18 protein-coding genes and 1 tRNA gene are annotated in these 16,945 nt (G+C 66.5%); 7 read left to right on the top strand and 12 right to left on the bottom strand.

Translation table 11 applies throughout. From position 1 onward, the window contains the following. Nucleotides 1-100: 100 nt before the first annotated feature. The 4 genes from RJ1_RS12560 to RJ1_RS12545 form a co-directional block, all read right to left on the bottom strand. Complete coding sequence (locus RJ1_RS12560; RefSeq protein WP_073360314.1) at nucleotides 101-526, bottom strand: acyl-CoA thioesterase; 426 nt, start codon at nucleotides 524-526, stop codon at nucleotides 101-103. Nucleotide 527: 1 nt separating this feature from the next. Further along, on the bottom strand, nucleotides 528-2,207 hold the full coding sequence (ettA, locus tag RJ1_RS12555; RefSeq protein ID WP_073360312.1) for an energy-dependent translational throttle protein EttA: 1,680 nt from the start codon (nucleotides 2,205-2,207) through the stop codon (nucleotides 528-530). A 132-nt stretch (nucleotides 2,208-2,339) separates the two neighbouring features. Then, on the bottom strand, nucleotides 2,340-2,768 hold the full coding sequence (locus RJ1_RS12550; protein ID WP_073360310.1) for a single-stranded DNA-binding protein: 429 nt from the start codon (nucleotides 2,766-2,768) through the stop codon (nucleotides 2,340-2,342). Between the two features lie 169 nt (nucleotides 2,769-2,937). Next, entirely contained in the window at nucleotides 2,938-4,968 is a 2,031-nt protein-coding gene (locus RJ1_RS12545; protein WP_073360308.1) for a bifunctional copper resistance protein CopD/cytochrome c oxidase assembly protein, read from the bottom strand. Nucleotides 4,969-5,071: 103 nt separating this feature from the next. Here RJ1_RS12545 and RJ1_RS12540 point away from each other — a divergent pair, with 103 nt between their 5' ends. Beyond that, nucleotides 5,072-5,449, top strand: coding sequence for a DUF4345 family protein (locus RJ1_RS12540; protein ID WP_073360306.1), 378 nt, complete (start codon nucleotides 5,072-5,074; stop codon nucleotides 5,447-5,449). Nucleotides 5,450-5,506: 57 nt separating this feature from the next. After that, nucleotides 5,507-5,579: transfer RNA gene (locus RJ1_RS12535), tRNA-Arg, on the top strand. Between the two features lie 71 nt (nucleotides 5,580-5,650). On the opposite strand, the gene RJ1_RS12530 is transcribed toward RJ1_RS12535, so the two are convergent. The 3 genes from RJ1_RS12530 to RJ1_RS12520 form a co-directional block, all read right to left on the bottom strand. Further along, entirely contained in the window at nucleotides 5,651-6,475 is an 825-nt protein-coding gene (locus RJ1_RS12530) for an alpha/beta fold hydrolase (protein WP_073360304.1), read from the bottom strand. A gap of 295 nt (nucleotides 6,476-6,770) precedes the next feature. Then, entirely contained in the window at nucleotides 6,771-7,331 is a 561-nt protein-coding gene (locus RJ1_RS12525) for a PaaI family thioesterase (protein WP_073360302.1), read from the bottom strand. Further along, nucleotides 7,331-8,047, bottom strand: coding sequence for an SDR family oxidoreductase (locus RJ1_RS12520; RefSeq protein WP_073360300.1), 717 nt, complete (start codon nucleotides 8,045-8,047; stop codon nucleotides 7,331-7,333). Before RJ1_RS12520 ends, RJ1_RS12525 begins: the two co-directional genes overlap by 1 nt. An 87-nt stretch (nucleotides 8,048-8,134) precedes the next feature. Here RJ1_RS12520 and RJ1_RS12515 point away from each other — a divergent pair, with 87 nt between their 5' ends. After that, nucleotides 8,135-8,638, top strand: coding sequence for a winged helix-turn-helix transcriptional regulator (locus RJ1_RS12515; RefSeq protein WP_073360298.1), 504 nt, complete (start codon nucleotides 8,135-8,137; stop codon nucleotides 8,636-8,638). A gap of 100 nt (nucleotides 8,639-8,738) precedes the next feature. Further along, nucleotides 8,739-10,082 carry an NADP-specific glutamate dehydrogenase gene (gdhA, locus tag RJ1_RS12510; protein WP_073360296.1) on the top strand — a complete coding sequence of 448 codons (1,344 nt, stop codon included), beginning with the start codon at nucleotides 8,739-8,741 and terminating at the stop codon, nucleotides 10,080-10,082. Between the two features lie 62 nt (nucleotides 10,083-10,144). Here gdhA and RJ1_RS12505 read toward each other — a convergent pair whose 3' ends face one another. The 4 genes from RJ1_RS12505 to RJ1_RS12490 form a co-directional block, all read right to left on the bottom strand. Continuing rightward, nucleotides 10,145-10,357 (bottom strand): hypothetical protein, encoded by a 213-nt coding sequence (locus RJ1_RS12505; RefSeq protein ID WP_073360294.1) that lies wholly within the window; start codon nucleotides 10,355-10,357, stop codon nucleotides 10,145-10,147. Between the two features lie 136 nt (nucleotides 10,358-10,493). Continuing rightward, nucleotides 10,494-10,715 (bottom strand): hypothetical protein, encoded by a 222-nt coding sequence (locus RJ1_RS12500; RefSeq protein ID WP_073360292.1) that lies wholly within the window; start codon nucleotides 10,713-10,715, stop codon nucleotides 10,494-10,496. A gap of 12 nt (nucleotides 10,716-10,727) precedes the next feature. Further along, entirely contained in the window at nucleotides 10,728-11,909 is a 1,182-nt protein-coding gene (locus tag RJ1_RS12495; RefSeq protein WP_073360401.1) for a fatty acid desaturase family protein, read from the bottom strand. 34 nt (nucleotides 11,910-11,943) lie between these two features. Continuing rightward, complete coding sequence (locus tag RJ1_RS12490; protein ID WP_083400715.1) at nucleotides 11,944-13,053, bottom strand: ferredoxin reductase; 1,110 nt, start codon at nucleotides 13,051-13,053, stop codon at nucleotides 11,944-11,946. A gap of 118 nt (nucleotides 13,054-13,171) precedes the next feature. On the opposite strand from RJ1_RS12490, the gene RJ1_RS12485 reads away from it, so the two are divergent. From RJ1_RS12485 to RJ1_RS12475, 3 genes are all read left to right on the top strand, one after another. Then, nucleotides 13,172-13,879 carry a TetR family transcriptional regulator gene (locus RJ1_RS12485; RefSeq protein ID WP_073360288.1) on the top strand — a complete coding sequence of 236 codons (708 nt, stop codon included), beginning with the start codon at nucleotides 13,172-13,174 and terminating at the stop codon, nucleotides 13,877-13,879. A 26-nt stretch (nucleotides 13,880-13,905) separates the two neighbouring features. Continuing rightward, on the top strand, nucleotides 13,906-14,757 hold the full coding sequence (locus tag RJ1_RS12480) for an alpha/beta fold hydrolase (protein ID WP_073360286.1): 852 nt from the start codon (nucleotides 13,906-13,908) through the stop codon (nucleotides 14,755-14,757). Nucleotides 14,758-14,834: 77 nt separating this feature from the next. Then, nucleotides 14,835-15,416, top strand: a complete 582-nt coding sequence (locus tag RJ1_RS12475; RefSeq protein ID WP_073360284.1) for a DUF4203 domain-containing protein — start codon at nucleotides 14,835-14,837, stop codon at nucleotides 15,414-15,416. Between the two features lie 120 nt (nucleotides 15,417-15,536). On the opposite strand, the gene RJ1_RS12470 is transcribed toward RJ1_RS12475, so the two are convergent. Continuing rightward, nucleotides 15,537-16,862, bottom strand: a complete 1,326-nt coding sequence (locus RJ1_RS12470) for an MFS transporter (protein WP_073360282.1) — start codon at nucleotides 16,860-16,862, stop codon at nucleotides 15,537-15,539. Nucleotides 16,863-16,945 lie beyond the last annotated feature (83 nt).

The following is a 16,945-nucleotide window of genomic DNA, read 5'->3' as shown; positions in this document are numbered from 1 at the left end:
ACTTCCTCTTCGTTCCGATCGCCGCGGGCAACTCTCTCGAGACTAGCCCGCGGCGATGGGAACAGAGGGTGAACTTCGAGCACCCCGCGTGCCGGATCGTTCAGCCGGTGGTCGCCGGCGCGAGGTACCGCTCGAGCCCGTTTCGTTCCGCCTCGGACAGCGGCCGCGAGCTTTCGGTCCTCACGTCGAACGCCACCAGCAGTGCGTCGCCCGTCGCGCAGCGGACACCGTCACGGTTCGTGACGACGTGCCGGATCGTGTACGACGAGGTACCGACGTGCAGCACCGACACGTCGATCTGCAACGGACCCGAGGCGTCGGTGACGGGACGCAGGAATTCGACGTCCATCTTGCGCACCACCATCGCACCGGGCCGCTCACCGTTTGCGCGCAGCTCGCTGGTCAGGAAGTGGATACGCGCTTCCTGCATGTATTCGACGAACCGGGTGTTGTTGACGTGACCCAGCCGGTCGGAGTCACCCCACCGGACCTGGATCTCGTATGTGAAGGCCTTCTGCTCCACCAGTTCAGTCCCTCGTGAGCTTGCGGTGCGTCACGCGGTGCGGACGTGCCGCGTCCGGTCCGAGCCGCTCGACCTTGTTCGCCTCGTAGCCCTCGAAGTTGCCCTCGTACCAGTACCAGGCAGCCTCGTTGTCGCCGAAGCCGCCCTCCCACGCGAGGATGTGCGTGCAGGTCCGGTCGAGGAACCAGCGGTCGTGGGAGATCACGACGGCGCAACCGGGGAACTGTTCCAGCGCGTTCTCCAGTGAACCGAGGGTTTCGACGTCGAGGTCGTTGGTCGGTTCGTCGAGCAGGATCAGGTTTCCGCCCTGCTTGAGCGTCATCGCGAGGTTCAGGCGGTTGCGCTCACCACCGGAGAGGACGCCGGCCGGCTTCTGCTGATCGTGGCCCTTGAACCCGAACGAGCTGATGTAGGCGCGCGACGGCATCTCCGTCTGGCCGACGACGATGTGATCGAGACCGTCGGACACGACCTCCCACACCGTCTTGTCGGGGTCGATGCCGGTGCGGTTCTGGTCGACGTAGCTGAGCTTGACCGTCTGGCCGATCTTCACCTCGCCCGCGTCCGGCTCCTCGAGCCCGACGACGGTCTTGAACAGCGTGGTCTTACCGACACCGTTGGGGCCGATCACACCGACGATGCCGTTACGCGGCAGCGTGAACGACAGGTCCTTGATCAGAACCCGGCCGTCGAAGCCCTTGTCGAGGTTCGAGACCTCCACGACGACGTCGCCGAGGCGCGGCGGTGCCGGGATCTGGATCTCGTCGAAGTCGAGTTTGCGGGTCTTCTCGGCCTCGTTGGCCATTTCCTCGTAGCGGTCGAGGCGGGCCTTGTTCTTGGCCTGACGGGCCTTCGCGCCGGAGCGAACCCAGGCCAGCTCCTCCTTGAGGCGCTTCTGCAGCTTCTGGTCCTTCTTGCCCGAAACCTCGAGCCGCGCGGCCTTCTGCTCCAGGTAGGTGGAGTAGTTGCCCTCGTACGGGTACAGGCGACCGCGGTCGACCTCACAGATCCACTGGGCGACGTGGTCGAGGAAGTACCGGTCGTGGGTGACGGCGAGGATGGCACCGGGATAGGCGGCGAGGTGCTGCTCGAGCCACAGGACGCTCTCCGCGTCGAGGTGGTTGGTCGGCTCGTCGAGCAGCAGCAGGTCGGGCTTGCTGAGCAGGAGCTTGCAGAGGGCGACGCGGCGCTTCTCACCACCGGAGAGGTGGGTGACCATCTCCTCCGGCGGCGGACAGCGCAACGCATCCATCGCCTGCTCGAGCTGGGAGTCGATCTCCCATGCGTTGGCATGGTCGAGCTTCTCCTGGAGCTCGCCCATCTCCTCCATCAGCTCATCGGAGTAGTCGGTGGCCATCAGCTCGGCGATCTCGTTGTACCGCTTGAGCTGGACCATGGTGTCACCCAGGCCCTCTTCGACGTTCTCGCGAACGGTCTTGGTCTCGTCGAGGTGCGGTTCCTGCATGAGGATCCCGACGGTGGCACCGGGAGCGATGAACGCTTCACCGTTGCCCGGCTGATCCAGCCCCGCCATGATCTTGAGGATGCTGGATTTACCCGCGCCGTTCGGGCCGACCACACCGATCTTGGCGCCGGGGTAGAAGCTCATCGTGACGTCATCGAGGATGACCTTGTCACCGTGCGCCTTGCGCACCTTCTTCATCGTGTAAATGAACTCAGCCATGGGGCCAGCCTAATGGTGGGGCGCGATGAACCCACATCGCGGCGGGTGGCGAACGTGATCGGGGGCTTCGGGGAAGAAGCCGCGGGCACCGGCGCCGGGAGCGCGAGGTCGGCGCCGGTGCCCGCGATGCTGCTACGCGACGAGGGACCGGGTGGCGACCTCTTCCGTCGCCGGCGACGCGGCGGCGCCGTCCGCGGTTCGCGGTGCACGCTCGAGGACAACCGTGCAGCGGGCCAGATCCGGTCCGATGGCGGTCGCGCTCAACTCCAGGTCGGAGCGGGCGATGCCGTCCCGCGTGGTGTATTCGGTGGTGCGCAACTCGCCGGTCACGATGACGGGGTCTCCCTTCGCGATCGACCCGGCGACACCGGCCATCAGCCGTCGCCGGCAGGTCACCGTGAGGTAGAGCGTGCTCCCGTCGCGCCACTCCCCTGTCGTGTGGTCGCGGCGCCGGACCGTGCTCGCCATCCGGAAGCTGAGAAACTCGTCACCGGCCGCGTTCGACCGGGTGACCGGGCTGGTGATGACCGTTCCGACCACGGTGCCGTGTGTTTCGTACATGACGCTCTACCCCCTGTGAGTGCGGCAAGGTGCCGTCACTCACAGCGTGCCGTCCGACCGCGCCGTTTCCGGCCCGGATCCGACATCTGTGGATAACCGGAGGGCCTGTGGATGACACCGCGGAAACGGTCGCGCGAGCCCCGAACGTGTCGGGGCGGCGTGCTAGCGGTCAGTGTCCCGCTTCACGGTCGCGTCGCGCCAGCTCCGCGAACATCGCGTTGTGGGCTGCCAGATCCGCATCGTCGTCGCGGTCCGCGGCCCGGTCGACCCGCCGCGCCGTGCGGCCGTCGCTGCGGGACCACTGGATGAGCAGAGCCATCATCACCAGTACCAGTGGGATCTCGCCGGTGGCCCAGGCGATGCTGCCGCCGAGCTGCTGGTCTCCCACCAGGTCGGCGTTCCAGCCGAGCCCGAGCGATCGGTAGTACCACTCGCCCATCACGGCGCCCATGCTCATCAGCGCGACACCGAAGAACGCGTGGAACGGCAGTGAGCCGAACACCATCGCGAGCTTCGTCACCGGTTGCAGCTTGCGCGGCGACGGATCGATACCGATCGCGACCCAGTAGAAGAGATAGCCACTGAGCAGGAAATGCAGGTTCATCAGGATGTGTGCCGAGTGGGAGTCGACCGCGGCCTCGAAGATCCCGCCGAGGTACAGGGCGTAGAAACCGCCCACGAACAACACCGCCGCGACGACGGGGTGGGTGATGAATCGGGAGAACGGGCTGTGCAGCGCGGTCAGGATCCACTCCCGCAGTCCCGGCACACCGTTCTTGCCTGCGGGATCGAGGGCGCGCAGGGCGAGTGTGATCGGAGCACCCAGCACCAGGAGAACCGGCGCCAGCATGGACAGCGCCATATGGGCGCCCATGTGCACGCTGAACACGGCCGGCGAGTAGCGACCGACACCCGAGGACGTCGCGATCAGCAGCACCACGCAACCGCACATCCAGGCGACGGTCCGGCCGACCGGCCAGCTGTCGCCGCGACGGCGAAGTGTGCGCAGACCCACCGCGTACACCACGGCCAGCACGATCGCGGCGGTGCCGTAGAGGAGGTCGAATCGCCAGTCCAGCATCAACCTGGTGAACGTCGGCGGGCCCGCCAGGTTGTATCCGAGTTCCACCTCCGTGAGGGTGGGCGCCGCGGTCGGAGCGGGCGGCGGCGTACGGCCGAGCCCGACGGCGAGACCGATCGTCGCGGCGAAGACCATGGCCTCCGCACCGGCGAAGCGAATCAGGTTGCCGCGGCTCGTCGGGTCCTTCCGCAGCGCGGGCAGCGCCCGCCGACGCTGCGCCCAGCCGAAGGCACCCAGGATCACGAGGGCCACCGTCTTCGCGACCACCAGGCGTCCGTACGTCGTGTCGAGGAGGTCGCCGATCGGGACGCGGACCAGCGCGTTCACCACACCGCTGACCGCCATGACGGCGAAGCAGACGGTCGCGACCGCGGAGAACCGTCGCGCCGCGACATCGGTGTAGGCGCCCCGACGACGCGCATGCGCGAGGAGAGCGAACAGTCCGCCCGCCCACAGGGAGGCCGCCACGAGGTGGAGGATCAGGCTGTTCGTCGCCATGTCGTGCGAACCACCCGAAGACGAATGTCCCGTCAGTGCGAGCGGCATCAGCCCGAGGATGCCGACGACCAGGAGGATCGGCGTCCACCACCAGCGCAGCACGAGCCGGGAGGCGATCGCAAGAACGATGGCGATGATCGCGGTCCAGCGCCAGGCGCCGGCGAGTTCGACCTGATCGATCGAGTTGAAGATGTTGGCCGGTTTCACCGCCTCGGCGAAGGGTTGCCCGGACGTGTCCGACAGCGTCAACGGGACCAGGACGAGAGCCGTCGCGGCCCACACGATCGCGGCGTACGACGCCGTCCGCACCGCGCGGTAGCCGTCGACGTCCAGGACCCCGGATTTCTGCGGCGGGACGAAGAACGCCGCGAGCAGCAACGATCCGATGGTGATGACCGCAGCGATCTCCGACACGGCCCGCATGGCAGGCAGTCCATACGTGGTGATCGGCCCGGGATCCGGGATTCCCAGCAGCACGAGCGCCTGAGCAGCGGAAAGTCCGACGACGATTGCCGCAACCAGACCGGCGATGAGACCGCCGACGACGAACAGGGCGGTCGAATCGGCACGATTCGGGGGTTTCGATGCCGGGTCGGACGCCGCGAGCTGGGGTGTAGCCATACATCAAGGGTAGGACCTACGACAGGCCGTCGGAGACGCGAGGGTCCGTCGCCGTTCCGGCTAACGTCGACGGGGACGTGTCCCGAGGGAACGAGAGGCTGAGATGGCGGAGTTTCTGATCATCGTGGTGGCATTGTTCTTCGCGGGCATGGGCGTGTACGGGCTCGCGGTGCCCGGTCGGCTGGTCGCCCCGTTCCGTCTTACCGCGGATTCGGCGACGGCCCGCGCCGAGGTGCGCGCCGTCTACGGCGGTTTCGGTGTCGCGGTGGCGGGCCTGCTCTTCTTCGCGGCTTTCGACGCCTACGGCATCCGATCGGTCGCGGCGGTGACGGTGGCCGTCGCCCTGCTGGGAATGGCCTTCGGCCGGATCGTGTCGGCCGTCGCCGACCGGCCGACCCGTTTCTACCCCGTGTGGTTCTACTTCGTCGTTGAACTCGTCCTGGCAGGACTGCTGCTCTGCGCCGCAGCCGTGGGCTCATGACGCGCACACCACAGCCCCGATCGGAGCACGCGAGGCGACAGGTAATATTTGCTGCGCGCCTCCGTAGCTCAGGGGATAGAGCAATGGCCTTCTAATCCATTGGTCGCAGGTTCGAATCCTGCCGGGGGCACTCATTCGACGGAACAGTGACAGACGAAAACCCCCGATGACCTAGGCGAATAGGAATCGGGGGCCTGCGCGTCAGTTCTTCAGGAAGGCCAGCAGGTCGGCGTTGATCGTCTCCGCGTGCGTGGTGGGCATGCCGTGGGGGAAGTCCTTGTACGTCTTCAGCGTGCCGTTCGAGAGAAGCTTCGCGGACAGTGGTCCCGCGTCGGCGTAGGGAACGATCTGATCGTCTTCGCTGTGCATCACGAGCACGGGGACGGTGATCTTCTTCAAGTCGTCGGTGAAATCGGTCTGCGAGAAGGCGACGATCCCGTCGTAGTGCGCCTTGGCCCCGCCCATCATTCCTTGGCGCCACCAGTTCTCGATGATCGCCTCGGAGGATTTCACGCCCGGTCGATTGAATCCGTAGAAGGGCCCGGACGGCAGGTCGCGATAGAAGACGGAACGGTTGGCCGCGAGTTGCGCCTGCAGATCGTCGAAGACGGCCTTGGGCAGGCCGCCCGGGTTGGCCTCCGTCTTCACCATGAGCGGCGGCACCGCGCTGATCAGTGCGGCCTTCGACACCCGGCTCTCCCCATGCCGCGCGAGGTAATGCACCACCTCGCCGCCGCCGGTCGAATGGCCGACATGAATCGCGTCCTGGAGGTCGAGGTGCGACGTCAACGCGGCGAGGTCGTCGGCGTAGTGGTCCATGTCGTGGCCGTCGCCGGTCTGCGTGGAGCGTCCGTGACCGCGCCGGTCGTGGGCGATGACGCGGTAGCCGTGCTGGAGGAAGAACAGCATTTGGGTGTCCCAGTCGTCCGCCGACAGCGGCCAGCCGTGGCTGAACACGATGGGTTGACCGGTTCCCCAGTCCTTGTAGAAGATCTCCGTGCCATCCTGGGTAGTGATCGTGCCCATGGGTGTGCCTTCCTTGACCGCTCTGGGACGCTGATGAGGACCAAATTCAGTACATCAAACTTCGGTACCTCGTAGGGTGGCTTCGACCTGCGGCGTCCTGTACGACCGTCCGATAGGTATCCGCCCCGCCGTCCGAACCATGGTCGCGTACTCGCGCGTAACAAACCGACTGATTAGTCTTGTTCACGCATCGCCCCAACCCGACGGGGCAACGGTGCACCGGGACCCGCCACCTACCTCCGCGAGTGGCGGGTTTCCCGGGTAACCCCGGCGCTCGATGGGAGCCGTCCAGAAGTCAGGCGCCCGGCGGAACCTCGAACACCAGCAGTGTGCTGGTGGCGGTGGCGACGAGGCGGCCCTGCGCGTCGACGACCTCCCCTTCCGCGAAGGCGATGCGGCGACCGGACTTCTTCACCGTGCCGGTGGCGGTCAGCGCACCCGAATCGCGGGTGGCCCCACGGATGTAGTTGACCTTGATCTCGACCGAGGTATAGGCAAATCCCGCAGGCAGCGTCGAGTGCACCGCACATCCGGCCACCGAATCGAGCAGGGTGCACACGGCACCGCCATGGATGGCGCCGATGGGGTTGTACTGCGACTCGTCGGGATCGAGCGCGAAGACGACCCTTCCCGGTTCGGCCTGGAGGAACCGCAGGTTCATCAGGCTCGCGATCGGCGGTGCCGGAATGCCGCCGTCGAGAATCGCCCGCAGGTAGGTGAGGCCGTCGAGTTCCCGGGCTTTGCGCGCGGGACCCGCCGGGTCGCGCCACTCGACGATCTTCGACCGCACGTCTCCCCACTCGGCGTCCGACAAGTCCTCGACCGTCGACACGTCCCCGTTTCCGAACACACTCACTACGCGGCCCCCTGCTCGGCCGACTGCGGATAGAGGACGTCGAGGTCGCCGGAGAGCGCCGCCTTGACGTTGCGGGTGGTGTCGTCGGCGAGGACTTCGTGGGCGCCGGACTCGATGCCGTCGAAGGCCAGTCGCGCGACCTCCGCCGCCGAGATCTTCTCGACGTCCAGTCCGCTCGTCATGTCGGTGTCCATGTACCCGAGGTGCAGCCCGACCACCTGGATGTTCTGTGCCGCGAGTTCGGCGCGCATGGCGTTGGTGGCGCTCCACAGGGCGGCCTTGGACACGCTGTAGGAGCCGCCGATGGCCAGCCACGACAGCACCGAATGCACGTTGAGAATCGCGCCGCCCCCGTTGGAAGCGATGATCGGCGCGAGCGCGCGGGTGACGTTGAGCGGTCCGTACAGGTTGGTTTCGAGTTCGCGGCGCATCCCGTCGAGGTCACCCGTGAGCGGCGATTCGCCGACGAGGATGCCCGCGTTGTTGATCAGCACGCCGAGATCCCCGACGACCTCCGCGGCGGCGTAGACCGATTCGGGGTTCGTGACATCCAGTTGCACGGGAATGACCCGCGGGTGCTCGTCGATCGTCGACGCGTCACGCGCCGATGCGTAGACCGTGCGCGCTCCACGCGCGAGCGCCTCCGCGACGAAGGCACGTCCGAGCCCGCGATTGGCTCCGGTGACCAGCACCGTTCGATCTTGAATCGTGGTCATGACGACCCCTTCGAAAGAGTAAGTCTGCTTTTCCAACTAACTACGTTCACGACAGTAATCCCTATCAGTTGGAAAACACAACCCTCTATGATGGAGTGCATGAACAACGGCCACACCGAGCCAGCGACACCCGAGATCGTCATGGACCGCATGCCACTGGCGCCGAGACCCTGCGCCATCGCCGCAACCATGGAACTGATCGGCGACCGCTGGTCCATGCTGGTGATCCGCGAACTGAGCTACGGAGTGCACCGCTTCGACCGGATCGCCGGTTACATCGGCGTCTCGCGCGACATCCTCACCGCGCGACTGCGCAAACTGGAGGAGGTCGGCGTCATCGAGCGCAGGCAGTACTCCGAACACCCTCCCCGGTTCGAGTACCACCTGACGCCGGCGGGCGAGGACCTTCGGCCACTACTCCTCTCACTGTTCCAATGGGGCGCCAAGTGGGCGGTCGACGACGCCCCGTCGGTCCTCTTACACGAATGCGGGCACTCACTGGAACTGGAACACCGGTGCGCGCACTGCGGCGAGACCCTCGAGAACACCACTGTCGCAATGCATTCCCGCACACCCTCACAAGAGTCCTGACCGCTCCGCACGGCGCGATACAGGACGTCCGACGCCAGGTCTATAGTTTCCAAAGTAAACGTCAGGTAACGAATCCCTCACACGTCAGGCAGGTGGGTCTGTGTCAACGCGCGACCAGGTAGCAGAGATCTACGAGCAGGTCCGCCTGCGGAACGCCGGAGAACCCGAGTTCCACCAGGCGGCCGCCGAGGTCTTCGAGTCGCTCCAGGTCGTGCTCGACCACCATCCCCACTACGCCGACTCCGGATTGATCGAGCGACTGTGCGAGCCCGAGCGCCAGATCATCTTCCGGGTGCCGTGGGTCGACGACTCCGGCAACGTGCACGTCAACCGCGGTTTCCGCGTGCAGTACAACAGCGTGCTCGGCCCCTACAAGGGTGGCCTGCGGTTCCACCCGAGCGTGAACCTGGGAATCGTCAAGTTCCTCGGCTTCGAGCAGATCTTCAAGAACGCCCTCACCGGACTCCCGATCGGCGGCGGCAAGGGTGGCTCCGACTTCGACCCCAAGGGTCGCTCGGAGGCCGAGATCATGCGGTTCTGCCAGTCGTTCATGACCGAACTGCATCGTCACATCGGTGAATACACCGACGTCCCGGCCGGCGACATCGGCGTCGGCGGTCGCGAGATCGGCTACCTGTTCGGCCAGTACAAGCGCCTCACCAACTCCTACGAGTCCGGCGTCCTCACCGGCAAGGGACTCACCTGGGGCGGGTCGCAGGTGCGTCGCGAGGCCACCGGGTACGGCGTCGCCTACTTCGTCGCCGAGATGCTGAACACCGCGAACAGCTCACTGGGCGGCAAGACCGTCGTCGTCTCCGGCTCGGGCAACGTCGCGATCTACGCGATCGAGAAGGTGCACCAGCTCGGCGGAATCGCGATCGCGTGCTCCGATTCCTCGGGATACATCGTCGACGAGAAGGGCATAGACCTCGAACTTCTGAAGGAGATCAAGGAGGTGCAGCGCGGACGGATCAGCGAGTACGCGGACGCGGTGCCGCACGCCCGGTTCGTGCCGAACGGCTCCATCTGGGACGTGCCGTGCGACGTCGCACTCCCCTGCGCCACCCAGAACGAACTCGACGGCACGGCCGCGAAGACCCTCGTCGCGAACGGAGTACAGGCGGTGGCCGAGGGCGCGAACATGCCCACGACCCCGCAGGGCGTCCAGGTGTTCCGCGACGCCTCGGTGGCGTTCGCCCCGGGTAAGGCGGCCAACGCCGGCGGGGTCGCCACGTCGGCACTCGAAATGCAGCAGAACGCATCCCGCGACTCGTGGGGATTCGAGTACACCGACGAACGCTTGGCCGGGATCATGCGCGGCATCCACGAACGCACCGTTGCCACGGCCGCCGAGTACGGCATGCCCGGCGACTACGTGCACGGCGCGAACATCGCCGGATTCGTGAAGGTGGCCGACGCCATGATCTCGCTCGGAGTCATTTAGCACACGCAGGGGGGCCACGACCGGCGACGGTCGTGGCCCCACCCTGCGACAGCGCGATCGCCTCAGCTCACCTGGCACTGCGTCTGGCCCCACTCGACCCAGCACATCTGCTTGACGTCGGGCCTGGGGTTCTTGGTAGGCAGGGGCTGCGAACAGCCGGTCTCGCAGATCGGCTTGGCCGACGCCATACCGGCGGCGCCGGTCAGCGAAATCGCAAGGGCCGCAAAGCCGGCAAGGGCGATGCGCGCCGTGGTCGAGAACGAGGTGTTGGACATGGGTTCCTCTCGGAGGGCGGTTTTCGTGCTGCAACCAGCATCGGCCGGAGCCCTGTCCGCAGAAAGGCCGCCGAGGGTGCAATGAACACACCCTCGGCGGCCCCATCTCTACCCTGGGTCGATACGCCCGGTCGGTCTACTCGACCGGCTTGTCTTCGCCCTCGTCTTCGCCCTCGTCTTCGCGGGCCTTCTTCGCGGCCTCACGCATCTCGATCCCGTCGGACACCCAGTCGCCGATCTCCCGGGTGACGTCTCGGACGGCGCCGGCGATGATCGTCGCGATCTGGCCGACGTGTGTGGCCGCGGACTCCGTCAGTTCCTGCACGGTGTCCTTGCGCCGCTCGAACTTCCCCACCATGTGTTTCGCCTCTCAGGCTGCAGTCTTCTGCCGCTCGACGATAACACCGGGAGGGGTGTCGGACGAGACGAGACCGGGCGGCAGTGCGAACGTGAAGATCTTCGCCCACACGGAGCCGATCTGCTTGAAGAAGCCGCCGGTGTTGTAGGGCAGCCCGTGCTTCTCGCACAGAGCCTTCACGACGGGCGCCATTTCCGGGTACCGGTGGGCGGGCAGATCCGGGAACAGGTGGTGCTCGATCTGGTGCGACAGGTTGCCCGACATGATGTGGAACAGCGGGCTGCCCTCGATGTTGGCGCTCCCCAGCATCTGCCGGACGTACCACTCGCCGCGCGTTTCCTCGGCGGTCTCGTCCTCGGTAAAACTCTGCACGCCGGTGGGGAAATGGCCGCAGAAGATGATCGAGTACGCCCACACGTTGCGGATCAGGTTGGCGGTGACGTTGCCGAGGAGGGTCGGGACGAACAGCGGCCCGGTGAGTGCCGGGAAGATCGCGTAGTCCTTGAGCACCTGCCTGCCGGCCTTGCGCCACCAGCCCTTCAGCAGCGGCTTCACGTCGTGCCACTTCCGCTTGCCCTGGATCACGTTCTCCGCCTCCAGGTCGTGCAGCATGACGCCCCATTCGAACAGCATCATCAGGAAGAATGCGTAGACCGGGTTCCCCAGATAGTAGGGGTTCCACTTCTGCGCCTCGTCGATCCGCAGGATTCCGTAGCCGATGTCGCGGTCGCGGCCGAGGATGTTGGTGTACGTGTGGTGCATGTAGTTGTGGGAGTGCTTCCACTGATCGGCCGGGCAGACGGTGTCCCACTCGAACACGCGGGAGTTGAGACCCGGTTCCCGCATCCAGTCGTACTGGCCGTGCATGACGTTGTGGCCGATCTCCATGTTGTCGAGAATCTTCGACACACCGAGGGCTCCGACCCCGGCAATCCACGCCGGCGGGAAGAACCCGAGGTACATCAGCCCGCGGCCGGCGACCTCGAATCCCCTCTGCGCCTTGATGATCTTGTAGATGTATTCGCGGTCCTCGGCGCCGAGATCCGCGACGGTCCGGTCGCGGAGGGCGTCCAGTTCCCGGCCGATCTCTTCGACCTGGTCGTGACTGAGCACCACCGGGACGTCGTTGCGGGAACCGTCGGAGCCGTCGGAGCCGTCGACGAACGGGAGGAACGAGAGTGAGAGTCCAAACATGTCGGTCTCCAAAACGTTGAATGTCGAGTGAAAGTCAGATGTCGAGGGCGACGTCGCCCACGGGAACCGAGACGCACAGCTGAATCGCCTTGTCCGGATCGGTGTCGGTGTCGCCGGTGCGGACGTTCTTGGTGCACCCCGACTTCTTCACCGCGGTGCACGAGAAGCAGATGCCCATCCGGCATCCGTATTCGGGATGGAGCCCCGCGGACTCCGCCTGCTCGAGCAGCGTCGCGCCGGAGTTGTCGGCGGTGACACCGCTGGCGGTGAAGGACACCTCGCCGCCGGCCTCGCCCTCCACCGGGGCTGCGGTGGGCGCGAATTCTTCGGTGTGCAGACGGTCCTCGATGCCGAGTTCGCGGTAGACCTCGCGGACGCCGCGCATCAGTCCGGGCGGGCCGCAGAGGTAGGTTTCGGCGTCGGCGTACCAGGGCGCGACAGCGTCGAGGTGCTCCTGGCCGAAGAAGCCGTGGAGATGCCCGCCGGCCTCCTGATCGGTGTATGCGAGTACCAGAGAGACGTTCGCGTTCGTGTCGGCGAGTTCACGCAACTCGTCGAGGTACGCGACATCCTTTTCGGTGTACGCGTAGTGCAGAAAAGTGACGTTGCCGAAGTGCTGCTCGTCGACGAGCGTGCGCAGCATCGACAGAACCGGGGTGATTCCGCTGCCTCCGCTCACCAGCAGCAGCCGCCGTGGACGCGGAGTCGGGAGGGTGAATTCGCCCGCCGCCTGCGACAGGTCGAGCACCAGTCCGGGCCGAGCCTGCGCATGCAGGTACTGCGAGACCAGCCCCTCGGGACGCGCCTTGATCGTCAGCTCGACATGACCGTCGGTGGACGCCTGCGCGTTGGCCGGCGAGTAGCAGCGGGTGTGCCGGACCCCGTCGATCACGACCCCTACCTGCACGAATTGCCCTGCACGGAATCCGCGCCACTGGCGGGTGGGGCGCAGCGTGAGGGTGACGGTGTCGGCGGTGGACCGTCGGACGGCGACCACCTCGGCGCGGAGGTCGCGCACGGTCACCATGGGGGTGACGAGTTCGAGGTAGCGGTCGAGCTGGTGCGGAGTGGCCATCGCCTCGAACAACGACAGCAGCGAGAACCTGCGTCCCTCCGCCGGACGACTGGTGTGGGCAACTGACACGTCAGCCTCCTCCATTTGAGTGCACGGTTGTACACTGACACTAGTGTGACAGAGGGAGACAGGTAGTTGTCAATCGAAATGTGACAGCGCGCACACCCGAGGCAGGGATCGAATACACATGCCGGACGACGAGCACGGGCACCCGGACCTGACGGGCGTGGCTGCCGCCACGAATACACTCACTGCCGTGAGTCAGTCGACCGGTGCCGAACCCGAGAGCAGGGCAGCCCGCAAGGAGCGCACGAGAAAGGCCCTTCTCGACGGCACTCTCGAACTCATGGCGGACCGCAGTTTCGCCGGCGTGAGCCTGCGCGAGGTGGCCCGCACGGCAGGAATCGTCCCCACCGCCTTCTATCGCCACTTCGCGTCCATCGAGGAACTCGGTGTGGTGCTCGTCGAGGAGGGCATGCGGATCTTGCGGCAGATGCTCCGCGACGCCCGGCGCACCCCGAGCACCAAGAGCGCCGGAGCCTCCCTCGACATCCTCGTGCGGCAGGTTCGCACCCACGAAGCGCAGTTCCGATTCCTCAGCCGCGAACGCTACGGCGGCGTACCCGAGATTCGTCGGGCGATCGCGACCGAGATGAAGCTGTTCGTCAGCGAACTCACGGTGGATCTGTCCCGCATCGACGGCCTGCAGTCGTGGGACACCGACGACCTGGAGATGGCGGCCGACCTGATCGTGTCCACCATGTTCGCCGTCGTCGTCGACCTGCTCGAGGCCGACCGCCCCGGAAGCCGAACCGAGGCCGAGGTGGTCGCGCGTGCCGAACGGCAACTGCGCCTGATCATGCTCGGCATGAGCGGGTGGAATCCCGGGAAGTAGCAGGCCTCTCGCCGTACGGTGGGAGCATGCTGTCAACGTCCGAAAACGCGCACATCACCCTCGGCGACCTGACGTTCGACGTCGCGGTCAGCGGTCCCGCCGACGGCGCCCCCGTCGTTCTGCTGCACGGGTTTCCGGAAAGCGCCGCGTCCTGGACGCCGGTCAGCGCGCTGCTGAACGAGTCGGGTCTGCGGACGTTCGCACCGAACCAGCGCGGATACTCGTCCGGTGCGCGACCCGACGGCGTGGACTCCTACCGGATCGACCACCTCGTCGCGGACGTCATCGGACTCCTCGACGCCCTCGACCTCGACACGGCGCATCTCGTCGGCCACGACTGGGGCGCCGCCGTGGCGTGGGTCGTGGCGGCGCGGCACCCCGACAGGATCCGCACGCTCACCACCGTCTCCGTACCGCATCCCGGCGCGTTCGGCTGGGCGTTGCGCGAGGACGCCGACCAGAAGGAACGCTCCTCGTACATCCGCCTCCTCAGGATGGAAGGTAAGGCCGAGCAGGTTCTCCTCGACGAGAACGCGCAGTCGCTGCGCGCCATGTTCGGGGACGTCGTCGCGCCGACACTCGTCGACGAGCACGTTGCACTTCTCAGCCAACCGGGGGCGATGACCGCCGCACTGAACTGGTACCGCGCCATGACGAGCGACTTCGAGGCGACACCCGCCGTCACCGTTCCCACGACCTACGTCTGGAGCACCGGCGACATCGCGCTCGGACGCGCGGGAGCGGAAAGGTGCGGCGAGTTCGTCGATGCGCCCTACGAGTTCGTCGTCCTGGACGGTGCCACGCACTGGATCCCGGAGCAGCGTCCCGACGCCCTCGCGGAGGCGATCCTGACCCGCACCGGAACGGCACCGAACTGAAATCTGCTGTTCCCCTCGACGGGGCGCTCGTTCTGGTTTGATGACACTACTCGTCCCGTGCACCCAGGGAGGGCACCATGAGTGGCATCGCAATCCTTCTGGTCGGCGCCGTTCTGTGCTTCGCCGGTGTCGGTTCACTCCACGTCGCGGTCCTCGCCTCGGGATTCGGCCTCGGCTGGCTCCTCGCGGATCTGTTCTCGCTGTCGCTCGGTACGACGTTCCTCATCGCGGCGATCGGGGCGGTCGTGGTGTGGGTGGCCACCACCCTGATCTTCAAGTTCGCCGCGTTCTTCATCGGGATCATCGCGGGCGCGGTGATCGGGGCCAAGCTCAGTCGTGTCCTGCAACCCGACGACGCCAACTGGCTCCTCAGCGGAATCGTCATCGTCGCGCTCGCCGTCGCCTGCGGTTTCATCGCCGACCGGTACCGCGCACGGGCATTGTTGTGGCTCACTGCCCTCGGCGGCGCCAGCATGGTGTTGACCGGACTCGGCCTGGCCGTCGGCCCGCTGAGTTTCCTCGGCGATCCGAACGAGGGCACCCAGCAGTTCTTCGCCACGGTGATCTGGGTCGTCGTGGCAGCGGCGGGCTGGTTCACTCAGCGGAGGCTGTTTCCGGAGAAACTCCGGATCGACGACGATCGCCGCGCGAAGCGCTAGCGCATACTGCACCGATCGCGCGAAGCGCTAGCGCATACTGCACCGATCGCGCGAAGCGCTAGCGCATACTGCACCGATCGCGCGAAGCGCTAGCGCATAATGCACCGATCGCGCGAAGCGTTAGTCGCGTTCGGGCGGCTTCACCACCGTCAGCGCAGCGAGTCCGATCGCGAGGACGATCACCAGGCCGAGGATCCCGGCGCGATCTGCCGCGAACCACCAGGCGAACAATCCGAAGAGGGTCGGCGACAGGAACGACACCGCACGACCGGTGGTCGCGTAGAGGCCGAACATCTGCCCTTCCCGGCCGGGCGGGGTGATCCGGGCCAGGAACGTGCGCGCGGACGACTGCGCGGGACCGACGAACAGGCACAGCAGCAGTCCGAAGATCCAGAACATGGCCGGCCCCGACACGGCCGTCAGGACGACACCGACGACGATCATCGCGATCAGGGACGTCATGATCACGGTCTTCGGGCCGATCCGGTCGTCGAACCGGCCCGCGGTGAGCGCGCCGAGCGCGGAGACGACGTTGGCCGCGACTCCGAACAACAGCACGTCACCCGCGCCGATGCCGTAGACGTTGACGGCCAGGACGGCGCCGAACGTGAACACTCCGGCGAGCCCGTCCCGGAACAGCGCGCTCGCCACCAGGAAGTAGACGGTGCGCCGGTCGGCGGACCAGAGGTCGCGCAGGTCCCGCCACAGCACCCGGTACGACTCGACGAAACCGGCCTTGTCCGCCCCCGGGTCCGCGTTCGTGCGGGGCAGTTCGGGAACTTTCAGCAGCACGGGAATCGCGAAGACCGCGAACCACACGGCGGCGAGCAGTGCCACCATCCGGATGTTCGTGCCGCCGTCGGTGGTGAGCCCGAGGAACCCCCGGTTGTCGCCGTCGCCGGCGATGAATCCGAAGTAGCACACCAGCAACAGCACGATTCCGCCGAAGTAACCCATCGCCCAGCCGAACCCGGACACCCGGCCGATGTTCGACGGCGTCGACACCTGCCTGAGCATCGCGTTGTACGGGACGCCGGCCAGTTCGAAGATCACCGAGCCCGCGGCCAGTAGCACCAGCCCGAGCCACAGGTACTGGTACGAGTCGCGGACGAAGAACATCGCCGCCATACAGCCGACCGTCGCGAAGGTGAGGACGCCGAGCGCCCATTTACGTCGCCCTGCGGCGTCGAATCGCTGACCGGTGACGGGTGCGAGCACGGCGATGAGGAACCCGGCGATGCCGAGCGACCATCCCAGCCACGTGCTCGCGGAGATCGATCCCGGCAGGTCCTCGCCCACGGCGTCCGTCAGGTAGACGGAGAAGACGAACGTGAGGATCACGGCGTTGAAGGCGGCCGAACCCCAGTCCCACAACCCCCACGCGACAACCTGTCTGCGCGTTGCGGCCTCGCCGATCCCGGCCGGCGGACGAACGTCGGTGCTCATGCCCGCGAGCCTATGCGAGCCAACGGGGAGTTCGTGCGGTCTGACGCGACGAGCCTCCCGTTCGGCCGGAAGGACTTAGTGTG

Source organism: Rhodococcus jostii NBRC 16295 (assembly GCF_001894825.1).
In the GTDB taxonomy this organism is placed as follows: domain Bacteria; phylum Actinomycetota; class Actinomycetes; order Mycobacteriales; family Mycobacteriaceae; genus Rhodococcus_F; species Rhodococcus_F jostii.
The sequence above is the reverse complement of the archived record's forward strand: the minus strand, read 5'-3'. Positions and strand labels throughout refer to the sequence as shown.